Source organism: Vibrio sp. 10N.247.311.14 (genome assembly GCF_041467715.1).
GTDB classification, from domain to species: domain Bacteria; phylum Pseudomonadota; class Gammaproteobacteria; order Enterobacterales; family Vibrionaceae; genus Vibrio; species Vibrio crassostreae_C.
The window spans coordinates 1-7,733 of the sequence record NZ_JBFSVE010000089.1 but is presented as its reverse complement, the minus strand read 5'-3'; the positions used below and the strand labels follow the sequence as shown (position 1 = coordinate 7,733).

The 7,733-nt window shown below is 44.3% G+C and carries 7 protein-coding genes; 4 read left to right on the top strand and 3 right to left on the bottom strand.

Translation table 11 applies throughout. The annotated features are described in order from the left end of the window. Positions 1-229: 229 nt before the first annotated feature. Positions 230-1,129 carry a Vmh family MBL fold metallo-hydrolase gene (locus tag AB6F11_RS21175; RefSeq protein ID WP_102393121.1) on the bottom strand — a complete coding sequence of 300 codons (900 nt, stop codon included), beginning with the start codon at positions 1,127-1,129 and terminating at the stop codon, positions 230-232. Between the two features lie 160 nt (positions 1,130-1,289). Between AB6F11_RS21175 and AB6F11_RS21170 the strand changes: the two genes are divergently transcribed. Both AB6F11_RS21170 and AB6F11_RS21165 read left to right on the top strand, forming a co-directional pair. Beyond that, positions 1,290-2,183, top strand: a complete 894-nt coding sequence (locus AB6F11_RS21170; protein ID WP_102393120.1) for a LysR family transcriptional regulator — start codon at positions 1,290-1,292, stop codon at positions 2,181-2,183. 145 nt (positions 2,184-2,328) lie between these two features. Continuing rightward, positions 2,329-2,730, top strand: coding sequence for an ACT domain-containing protein (locus tag AB6F11_RS21165; protein WP_017069835.1), 402 nt, complete (start codon positions 2,329-2,331; stop codon positions 2,728-2,730). A gap of 106 nt (positions 2,731-2,836) precedes the next feature. Here AB6F11_RS21165 and AB6F11_RS21160 read toward each other — a convergent pair whose 3' ends face one another. Both AB6F11_RS21160 and AB6F11_RS21155 read right to left on the bottom strand, forming a co-directional pair. Then, a complete protein-coding gene (locus AB6F11_RS21160; protein WP_102393119.1) occupies positions 2,837-4,723 on the bottom strand; it encodes a methyl-accepting chemotaxis protein in 1,887 nt (628 codons plus the stop codon). A 344-nt stretch (positions 4,724-5,067) separates the two neighbouring features. After that, positions 5,068-5,784, bottom strand: coding sequence for a DUF1826 domain-containing protein (locus AB6F11_RS21155; protein WP_102393118.1), 717 nt, complete (start codon positions 5,782-5,784; stop codon positions 5,068-5,070). A gap of 276 nt (positions 5,785-6,060) precedes the next feature. On the opposite strand from AB6F11_RS21155, the gene AB6F11_RS21150 reads away from it, so the two are divergent. Further along, positions 6,061-6,633: a YceI family protein gene (locus AB6F11_RS21150; protein ID WP_017069838.1), complete on the top strand. Its 573-nt coding sequence runs from the start codon at positions 6,061-6,063 to the stop codon at positions 6,631-6,633. Between the two features lie 321 nt (positions 6,634-6,954). Continuing rightward, a complete protein-coding gene (locus tag AB6F11_RS21145; protein ID WP_017059114.1) occupies positions 6,955-7,650 on the top strand; it encodes a VC0807 family protein in 696 nt (231 codons plus the stop codon). The last annotated feature ends 83 nt before the right edge of the window (positions 7,651-7,733 follow it).

The window sequence follows — 7,733 nt, the reverse complement described above, 5'->3', positions numbered from 1 at the left end:
CGTAGAGGACTTTCACCTCCTAGATCAACGCCATGCTCGGCGCACAACAAAAAAAGAGCTCCTAAGCTGGAGCTCTTTTCGTTTTTTGATACTTCCTGTATCCATAGACAAGTCCAATCTGTAGTACTTTCACTGAAAGCCAGATCATCGATATCTCCAGTTGTGTATCACCAATAAATCTAGCATACAATCTTCAGACTGTTCTGGGACACAACCGAGATAATCAACTCTAGTGCCAAGCCATCTCGCCGCTTAGCACTTTCGCGCCAAGTTCTAAATCGCCTTCCGTAGCCTCAAATTTCGGGTAGGCTTTCTTCATGTAATCACTGATCTCGACCGATGTTGGATTACTTTTGCTCGCCAACGCTTTTTCAATATCAGCCACATAATCCTTCGTGAAGTGAACTGCATTTATTCCTGTTGGCATTTCACCTAAATAGTGACCCGGAATTACAACCTCTGGCTCTAGTGCTTTCATACGCTCCAACGATTGTGACCACTGGCTACGAATCTCTTTCGATGCAGTATCTGCCATCCATACATGCACACCGCTATACACCGACACGCCACCAAACACCGTTTTTTCAGACGGAACCCATAGGTAAGCTTGGTGTGTATTTATCTCTTTCACTTCGATGGTTTCACCTTCGATGCTTAATGTTGTGTCGTTCATCACCATTGGAACAATCACCTTAGAGGGCGCGTTGCCTTCTAATATAGGCCCCCAGTATTCAAGCTTTGCATCTTTGGTGCGTTTGATATGCGCGACAACGGCTTCACTGGCAACGACTTTAACGTTAGGAAATGCCGAAACTATCGGTTCCAAACCAAAGTAGTAATCTGGGTCGCCGCTGCTGATGTAAACCATCGATAATTTTTTGCCTGTGGCTTTGATTTGCTCCACCAAATTTTGTCCGTCTGCGACACTGAATTGTGCGTCAAATAGAATCACTTCTTTCTCACCCGAAACCAATACCGAGCTTGCAGGGAATATCGCGTTCTCACCGGGGTTATAGTGAGTGATGTTCAGATCCACAGCTAAAGCAACACTTGATGCCAGCACGGTTCCTAGGCTTATGGTTCCTAAAAGCATGCTTTTTAATAACAGGTTTTTCGATAACGTATTCATGGCTTTATTCCGATACTTGGAGTTGAACACCTGCCAACTCGTTGAATGTCCAAATATCTTATTTGATTGTTTTTAGATGAAATAGATATCAAATTGACTTTAACTATTGCAGTTTTCGGACATATACTGAGGTCGGTTTAATTCTCTAGGCAATAAAACAATGGATAAACTCGAGGCAATGAATGTCTTTGTCACCATAGTGGAACGTGGCAGTTTGAGCGCAGCGGCAGAGCACCTTGATCTCTCACGAACCAAGGTCACTCGTTATTTGGGTGAGTTAGAAACATGGATGGACACACGCTTGCTTCACAGAACAACACGAAGCTTGAGTTTAACCAGCGCAGGTAAAGAAACACTTGAGGTCGCCAGAGAACTTTTGGCACTGGAAACATCCCTAGCTGGGATCAGAAACCAAAACCGAGAGCATTTAAAAGGTCAGCTGCGTATTACTGCGAGCTACTCGATTGTCGATAGCTTCTTGATGGAATCAATTAGTCGCTTCATCGCCAAATGGCCAGAGGTTTCTATCGACATTATCTCGACTGATCAGACCGTCAACCTGGTTGAGTCACGCATCGATTTGGCCATTCGCATAACCAACGAACTGACGCCCAATATTGTCGCGAAGCAGATCGGTGAATGCCGCTCCGTGATTTGCGCATCGCCTCAATATCTAAAAGAGAAAGGCACACCCACAGAAGCCCAAGATCTAGCGCACCACAACTGTTTATCGTTCAGTTACTTTGGCAAAACCGCTTGGACGTTCAATGGCCCCAATGGGCTCGAATCGGTTCCGATTAAAGGGAATATCAGTGCAAACACCTCAGAGGTTCTGCTTTCTGCCACACTCAAAGGCAACGGTATCTGTTTACTGCCCTTCCCTTCAGTGGAAACCATGATGCGTGATGGTCTATTAGTGCCACTGCTTTCTGAATGGCAACCTAAAACGCTCGGTGTTCATGCTATTTATGGAACGCGTAAACAAGTCACACCGCTGTTAAGAGCCTTTATCGACCATTTATCTGACGAGATGGAACAATCGACAAGTTGGTAGAAGTACGATGCCATCACTAAGGAGGAAAACTTGCCATTAGTAAAACTGATGCAGAATTAAAATCATTAATTTTACTTAACTGTCAGTTGCTTCTATCGTGACTGCATACATCATCAATTAGCTTATTAACGCAGGGAAACTGACTATGACTGCCATTACCGATTTAGACATTTTGTTAAAGTCCATGTCACCAGAACTCATTGAAGGCAACTATGTTTTCTGTACTGTCGACGGAGCGTTAACAGACTATGTTCAGCTCAATCCAATCTCAACTTTTCGTGAGAAAGAAGGTTTAACGCTGGTTCTGGAAGAAGACGTTGCGACCAAAGCTCAGCTAAACTTCGACGGTGTATTTAGCCTTATCACTTTATCGGTACATTCGAGCCTTGAAGCGGTTGGATTAACGGCGGCGTTTGCGACAAAGCTTGGCTCTTACGGCATTAGCGCTAACGTGGTTGCGGGCTACTATCACGACCACATCTTCGTTCAAAAAGACAAAGCAGAAGCTGCAATGAGTGCGCTGAAAGAGTTTTCAGAAGTAGATTAGTAAAGAATTCGATTACTCACAAATACAAAAAAAACGACGTAATCTACGTCGCTTTGGCTTATTGCTTAACGTGCACTCACTGATCAGGCATCAGTGAGCGAACCAGTTAAGCAAGCTTAAAAGTCGCCACTTTGTCACTTAAGCCAGCGGCTTGGCTCTTAAGTTCGTTCGACTCAGTTAAGCTGTCCTGTGCGCCCACAACTAAGTGGTCGGTAACATCTTTAATGGTCGCCACGTTCTGGGTAATTTCACCCGTCACATGTGTTTGCTCTTCAGCAGCCGTCGCGATTTGAGTCGCCATATCGCTGATCAAAGCAACTGCAGTATTGATCTCTTCAAGCGCATGCGAAGCTCGATCGGCATCTTCTACTGAATGTATTGCCAACTTAGAACTGCTCTCCATCAGCTCAACCGCTTGCGCCGTTGTGCGCTGCAGGATATCAATTGTTGATTTGATCTCTTCTGTTGAAGAGTGAGTGCGCTGCGAAAGCACACGTACTTCATCAGCAACCACAGCAAAGCCACGACCTTGTTCACCAGCACGAGCCGCTTCAATCGCAGCATTCAAAGCAAGTAAGTTGGTTTGCTCTGCAATGCCTTGAATCGTTGCGAGTACAGTCGAGATCTCTTGAGCATGCTTGTTAAGTTCGCTAATCACATTACCTGCTTCGTTCACTTCATTGGCTAGGTTATTGATAGAACCTTTAGTGTCGACGACCAGAGCGTGACCACTGTTAGTGCTTGTCGCTGAGTCTTGTGCCGCTTTTGCTGTTTGCTCGGCATGCGATGCAATCTCTTGAGTTGCACAGGCCATTTCCGTTACAGCCGTTGCCACCATTGTGATTTCTTGCTGTTGATGGTTAAGCTCATCCACAGAACGGTTCGCACGTTGAGTACTTTGCTCTGACTGGCTATTTAGCTGTTCTGACTGCCCACGGATATGGCCAATCAACTGCTGTAAGCTTCCAACAAAGGTATTGAAGTTATGAGCCAACTCGCCCACTTCATCTTGGTTTTCTACATGAATGCGTTGAGTCAAATCACCGCTACCATTCGCGATTTGCGCCAATGCTTGAGATACGTGGTTCAACGGACGGAATAGAATAGTACACAAAAGGTTAAACAGTATGGTACATACAATGACGACCAGCAGTGTCACTAAAACTTGACCAATCACTGCATCAAATAACGGTGCAACCAGAGAGTCATGATTAACAACACTCACTGTAATCAGGCTCGTTCCGTCAATAGCACGTGCGTACAGAACATAGTCGCTGCCATTCAGCTCGATAGAAGTGTCTTTACCGCTAGTCAGAGCCTTTTGTACATCGGAGAAATTTAACCCAAGTGAACTGATATTCTTGTTCAGTAACTTAGTGTCAGGGTGCGTATAAACCGTGCCTTTGTTGGTCGCGATGAACATGTAACCTTCACCTGGAAGAATCACCTGCTCTAGACTGTTTAAGATGTCTGTAATTTCTACATCAGCCCCCAACACAACCTGTTGCCCATGCAGTTGCATTGCTGTTCCTAATGAAACAACGTTCGCCCCAGTTGCTGCAGCAACCGTTGGGTTATCCATGAACACCTTGCTTGGGTTCGCAACCGCATTGGTGTACCACCCCCATAAACGGGGATCATCATTGCCCGGCGGCAGTACTACTCCGTTCGCGTTCTTTTGCGACCCATCAGGAAATGCCAAGAAGACATTATCAAAAGAAGCTGAGTCACGAACCTGTTTTAGATGAGTCACCAAGCTTTCTTGTTTGGATTCTTTCGAAAGAGAAGTAAGCGCACGCTCTTTGGATAAGATCCAATCCGATACATATTGATTGTACGAAGCCGATGCGCCCTCTAAGCGCTGTTCAACTTCAATATCTAACCTTTGCAGTGAAGCACGAAAAGACAATGCCTCGACCAAAATCCCCCCCAGGATAATGGCCATACTGGCAGAGATCGCCAGCTTATTTTTAAGCGAGAGTTTCTTGAACATAGGAAACCTATAATTTGGAAGTAAAAAACCGTGGCGAACAAATTGGTTGCCAAAGCGGTTTGCAAGCGGGATATATTTTACGCTTTAAAATAAATTAAGAAACCAGCTAACCGGTTGAATTATTCATATGTGTGAGTAAGAGCACGCATCGTAACCCATTGATTTAGAGAATGGTGAACTCTAAATTTTGAATTAATGTGTTAAACATGGTCAGCTGATGAGTGTCTCTGTTTGAGAGTAATAACGGCACAGATCGCGCTATACCGTTAGATCATTAGGAAGGTATTTAAACGTGTTGAACGTCTGAATAGAAACAGGTTGCGGACAAAGTAGTCAAAAGTTGATCAACCAAAGTCCAACGTTAACAGCAATCGTGTCTCGTCAGATGAAGTAACGGGAGAACGATGCACAAGGCCTGCATTTTCGTTGCCACTCCAACGCTCCCCTTTTAATAACGCAACATCACCACTGGCCATTTTCTGGATGTCAGATTCGTCGTTGTACAGGCCTGAAACAGAATCAGGCTTTCCGTTAGCCCCTAGCCCTAGCTTAGAACGGTCGACTAAGTCGTTTGGCAACCATTGAGTCGCAACACCATGATAAGTTGTCACCAAGCGGCAAGGCACTTGATCAAAATGGAAACGTGGGCACATCGCTTTATTCAGAACGGCTAAACGCAATCCGACTTCTTCAAGCTCAAACAAACAACAGAACATATCCACCAGCTCTGCCATGTTTTCTAATAGCGCTTTAGAGGCGGTGCCATCGGTAGCAAATTCCAACTTATCGAAAGCATTATCAGGCGACACGCTAACAGACTTACTAAAGTTTGGATTCAAGGCGATAAATTCACTAATTGCCGTCGTTAAGCCTTCATCAAACTGTCGCTGCCATACCGCTATATTAATATCACTTTGGTAGATTTCCGCTAATACCGTTGGCTGCTCAGAAGCACTCAAGCTTGGCTTGTGATTTGCCTTATCCTGAATACTCACAGCTGAACTAATGTTGAGTGGCTGGCTGCTATTGGTAGCCAAAGGCTTGGTTAACACGGCATTCATTACGTCGTCTCCTTGATACATGCTCATCGCTTCCCTTTTACCAACAGAATAATTATTCTTGGCAAGAGTGCTTTTGGTTATGTTATAACATAACCAAAAATAAACAAGTCACTTCGTCGATCATGATTCCAGTAATACAGCGACGCTCTTCTTTTCCTGCGGTAATTTTTCGAATGCTGAACTAAGCTTCTCTCAATCACTCTTTCCAAAAAGTCATTTTAAAAACGTACGACTCAAGAACGTAAACCTGTGAATTCATCAATCTGGTGACAACTTATGAAAAAACTAATCTCTACATTCGGCCTCCTATGCACCGTTATCTCCGCTCAATCTTTCGCGGAGTCGGGCTACACATTAGATCCGAAGTTATCGAACATCACATTCGCGACCATTAAAAAGCAGTTTGTTGTCGAGCCCGCATCCATCAAACCTATGTCTGGAGGACTTACCGAAGAGGGTCAGTTTTCAATAGTATTGGACTTGAAAAGCGTGAGCACCGGAGTCGCTATTCGTGACCAGAGACTGAATGAACTCTACTTTGAATCGATGACTTTTCCTGAAGTGAAGATCTCTGGGAAGGTTGAACCGTCGATGCTATCTGGTGATCCAAAAAGAACAACAGTAGCAGCGGAAGTTACTTTACACGGCGTAACCAAAACGATCGATTTCCCAGTTGTGGTGGTTCCATCCTCAGGGTTTGTCATGGTTAGCTCAGCTTCGACAATCATCGTCAACGGCGCTGATTTTGGGATATCGACAGAGAATCTAAACAAACTTTCAGCGACCGTGGGTGGATTAGCGATTTCCGACCAAATCCCTTTAAGCTTTAACCTACTTTTCGACCAATAATGGACTTATAACTATTCCTTTCTATTCTCCCTCATTTCACATTCATCAATCGTTTGAGAGCGGTGAATGTGAGTAAGAGTACGCGACAACGCAATAAACTGAATTAGGTTTGAATAAACTAAACCAAAATTTCCACTCGATTTCCCCAAGTCGGCCAGATAAACATCCCTCACAAAGTATTAAATTGAGCGTTATATAGGCTCAGAGATGTCGTTGATGTCACATGTCGTTACACAGCATGACGCCTTAAGGCTTTACATCTTGGGCGAGGTAAACAACAATCCCTGAGAACAAATCCATAACATAATGTATTTAGAAATTATGAGTAACACAGAAAACAAAAAATCGAGTCCTCTTTTCGAAGTCGTGTTTAACGTCTTTCTTCCTTCATTCATTTTAATGAAGTTCAGTGGAGATGAGCATCTCGGAACAGGCTTAGCTTTGCTTGTTGCCCTTGCCTTCCCTATTGCTTATGGTGGCATGGAGTTAATCCGCAATAAGAAGTTCAACTTCATCGCTGCGCTCGGCTTTGTAAGCGTGCTATTGACGGGCGGTATTGGTTTCTTTGAGCTAGACACTCGTTGGTTAGCACTAAAAGAAGCATTAATCCCTGGTCTAATTGGTTTGGCGGTTCTTGGCTCAACCTTCACCCGCTACCCGTTTATCCAGAAAGTTATCTTCACACCGGCCCTGTTAAATATCTCTCTTATTGAAGAGCGCCTAAAGCAGTTCGGTAACCAAGCAAAGTTTGATCGTTGTCTAATGACATCCAACTACCTATTCGCGAGTACTTTCGCATTTTCTTCAGCTATGAACTACTTCCTAGCGACTTGGATTGTGACTAGCCCTGCTGGCACCGCTGCCTTTAATGAAGAACTTGGCAAGCTGACACTTTACAGCTACCCAGCAATCGCCATCCCAAGCATGCTGATGATGTTAGGTATTTTCTACTACATTTGGCGTCAAGTTCGCACGATGACATCACTAGAAACAGAACAAATTTTTATTACTAAATAGTTCTGAATTAACAAATCGCTCTGACAGCAATCGAGTAGGAGGAGGCCTCGCAGCCTCCGTCCTCTCACACCACCGTACAAGCG

Coding starts and splice junctions, on each gene's coding strand:
- AB6F11_RS21175 (WP_102393121.1), bottom strand. CDS start 1,129: ATGAATACGTTATCGAAAAACCTGTTATTAAAAAGCATGCTTTTAGGA.
- AB6F11_RS21170 (WP_102393120.1), top strand. CDS start 1,290: ATGGATAAACTCGAGGCAATGAATGTCTTTGTCACCATAGTGGAACGT.
- AB6F11_RS21165 (WP_017069835.1), top strand. CDS start 2,329: ATGACTGCCATTACCGATTTAGACATTTTGTTAAAGTCCATGTCACCA.
- AB6F11_RS21160 (WP_102393119.1), bottom strand. CDS start 4,723: ATGTTCAAGAAACTCTCGCTTAAAAATAAGCTGGCGATCTCTGCCAGT.
- AB6F11_RS21155 (WP_102393118.1), bottom strand. CDS start 5,784: ATGAATGCCGTGTTAACCAAGCCTTTGGCTACCAATAGCAGCCAGCCA.
- AB6F11_RS21150 (WP_017069838.1), top strand. CDS start 6,061: ATGAAAAAACTAATCTCTACATTCGGCCTCCTATGCACCGTTATCTCC.
- AB6F11_RS21145 (WP_017059114.1), top strand. CDS start 6,955: ATGAGTAACACAGAAAACAAAAAATCGAGTCCTCTTTTCGAAGTCGTG.